The sequence below is a fragment of the Acidocella sp. MX-AZ02 genome (genome assembly GCF_000306035.1).
Classification (GTDB): Bacteria; Pseudomonadota; Alphaproteobacteria; order Acetobacterales; family Acetobacteraceae; genus Acidocella; species Acidocella facilis.
The window spans coordinates 223,543-225,377 of sequence record NZ_JH976208.1; the positions used below are offsets into that span (position 1 = coordinate 223,543).

The 1,835-nt window shown below is 71.7% G+C and carries 2 protein-coding genes; both read right to left on the bottom strand.

Annotated features, from left to right (window positions below; genetic code table 11):
* Window positions 1-109: 109 nt before the first annotated feature.
* Window positions 110-1,447, bottom strand: coding sequence for a FliI/YscN family ATPase (locus tag MXAZACID_RS09285; RefSeq protein ID WP_008494026.1), 1,338 nt, complete (start codon window positions 1,445-1,447; stop codon window positions 110-112).
* Window positions 1,444-1,835, bottom strand: a 392-nt coding sequence (locus MXAZACID_RS09290; RefSeq protein WP_008494027.1) for a FliH/SctL family protein, incomplete at its 5' end; no start/stop codon positions are given. The genes MXAZACID_RS09290 and MXAZACID_RS09285, both read right to left, overlap by 4 nt.

Below are 1,835 nucleotides of genomic sequence, written 5' to 3' on the forward strand. Positions count from 1 at the left end.
CTTTGCCCTTCCAGATGCCGCATCGCGTGCAGGGCCTGGCTCAGCGCCGTCTCCAGGGCGCGCTCCTCGGCGGCGGCCAGCAGATCCAGCTTTTCCAGCGTGCCGAGCTTCATGGCGCCTCTCCGAACACGGCGCGCAGCCGCGCCAGCGCCTCATCCAACCCGACCGGCATTTCCGCCTCCTGGCGCAGCAGCGCTTCCATCGCCGGGGCGCGCTGCAACGCTTCGTCCAGCAGCGCGTCGCGTCCGGGCGCATAGACACCGAGATCGATAATGTCCTGCTTTTCCGCCTTTCGTGCCCACAGCCCGCGAAACCGCGCGGCGAGGCGCAGATGCTCGGGCGAAACCAGGCCCGGCATCGGCCGCGAGAGCGAGGCGGCAACATCGATGGGCGGATAGATCGCCGCCTCCGCCATGGCGCGGGAGAGCACGATATGCCCATCCAGGATCGCCCGCGCGGTATCCGCCACCGGATCGCCGACATGGTCGTCCCCCTCCACCAGCACGGTATGGATGGCGGTGATCGAGCCCTGGCCCGGCCCGCCGGTGCCGGCGCGCTCCGCATAGGCGGAGAGGGCGCCGAACACCGAGGGCGGATAGCCGCGCGTGGCCGGCGGCTCGCCCGCCGCCAGGCCGACTTCGCGCAGCGCCATCGCCAGCCGGGTCAGGCTGTCCACCAGCAGCAGCACATGCTGGCCCTGGGCCCGCAACGACTCGGCAATGGCGGCGGCGCGAAACGCGCCATGGGCGCGGGCCAAAGCGGTATCATCCGCCGGAGAGGCGATGACGACGCTGCGCGCCAGCGCCTCGCCCAGATGATCCTCGATGAATTCCCGGATTTCCCGGCCGCGCTCGCCGATCATCGCCAGCACCACCGCATCCGCGCGCGCATGCCGGGCGATCATCCCCAGCAACGTGGTTTTGCCCACGCCCGAGCCCGCAAACAGCCCGATGCGCATGCCCCGCCCGAGCGTGGTCAGCGCGTTGAGGGTGGCCACCCCGGTATCGAACGGGGTTTCGATCCGCGCGCGCTGCATCGGGTTGATGGTCTGGCCGCGCATCGGCCAGGGTGTTTCCAGCAGCGGCGGCGCCGTGCCATCCAAAGGCTGGCCGCGCGCATCCAGTATCCGGCCGAGCAAAGCCGGCCCGGTCATCACCGCCAGCGGCCCCGCCTCCACCCGCGCGCGGGCGCCGCGCAGAATGCCGCGCGGCCCCTGCTCGGCCATCGCCAGCAGGCTGTCGCGGTCAAAGCCGATAATTTCCGCGCTCGCCTCGCCATCTTGCTGCTCGATCAGGCAACGCGCCCCCACCGGCGCTTCCAGCCCGCCCAGCCGCAGCACCTCGCCGCTGGCCTGCAGCACCCGGCCATAGCGATGGATGGTGGGCTGCGCCAAGGCATGGCGCAGCCGCGCCTGGGTGCGCTCCCGGATGCTGTCCAGCGCGATCATGCGCCCGCCTCGCCCGGCAAGGCCAACGCCGCGCGCAAGGCCGTGAAGCGTTGTTCCAGCCGCGCATCCCACTGCGCGGCGGCCGCCCCGTCCTCGCCGACCAGCTCGGCCAGGGCGCCGCCGGGGGTGATGCTGGCATCCGCCACCAGCTCGGTCCCGGCGGCTTCAGGGAGGTTGGCCACCCCGTCGAAATCCAAAGGGTTGAGCCGCAGCCGCAATTTTTGCCCCGGCGCCATGCCGGCGGCGGCCTCCCGCAGCAAGCTTTCGACCAGCCCGGCCAGCTCGGCGCGCGCCTGGCCGCTTTCCCCGCCGGCGATATGGCGGGCGAGCAGAAACCCCATTTCCAGCACCAGCCCGGCCAGCTCCTGCTCTTTCTGCGCCAAGGGCG